The 746-nt window shown below is 41.6% G+C and carries 1 protein-coding gene; it reads right to left on the reverse strand.

The genetic code is table 11. The features are described from left to right. Positions 1-122: 122 nt before the first annotated feature. Positions 123-548, reverse strand: a complete 426-nt coding sequence (locus tag CXF67_RS00130) for a group II intron maturase-specific domain-containing protein (RefSeq protein ID WP_102086923.1) — start codon at positions 546-548, stop codon at positions 123-125. Positions 549-746 lie beyond the last annotated feature (198 nt).

The following is a 746-nucleotide window of genomic DNA, read 5'->3' on the forward strand; positions in this document are numbered from 1 at the left end:
CCTTCCATCTTTATTCTAGTTACGATGTCTTTCGACATCTCACAGCACACATCGAGTAGACGGCTGACGGTCAAGTGACCGCCAGTGCGCCTCTCACAGCAATAAGTGTACGGTTCTCGTACTTAGCGGTTCAGTAATGATGCAGTTTTGTGGTATTCGACTAAACTTATATAACCCCCCATTTTTAATCGTTTTACGGTTATTGTAGTTCCCAGTATAGGGCTTTGGGCTACTGCCCATCCTCCCATTCTTGTTCGACTCCAAGCATATGCCTGTCCATTTGAAATCCCTAACCGTATTAAGTTTTTACGTTTGCGGTCTGGTTTCTTCCAGTGATGCCAAATACAGTATCGTAACCGATTCCTGAGCCGTTCCCCAAGCTTTTTCAGTTTACCCTGAATACTGCCTAATTTGAAATAATTTACCCAGCCTCTTATCAACCAATTCAGTCGTTTCATTCGCTCATCAAAACTCATTGGAATTGTCTTTTTGGTTAAGTGCTTTAGCTTTTGCTTTAATTCTGCCCATTTGGACTTTTTCTCAACCAGTTGATATTCCCCCTTTTCTCCCTTTTTGTATGTGGGTACAAAACCGTATCCTAAAGGGTTTTACGAGGTAGAAAGACCCCGAAAAGAACATAAACTACTCACCGTGATTCCGAAAGAAGTTGTTCTCGCTCTTATCGAGCAAACCAATAATATAAAACACAGGTGTATTGTTGAGTTGCTCTATAGTTCCGATTTACG

Source organism: Psychroflexus sp. MES1-P1E, assembly GCF_002836055.1.
GTDB lineage: Bacteria > Bacteroidota > Bacteroidia > Flavobacteriales > Flavobacteriaceae > Psychroflexus.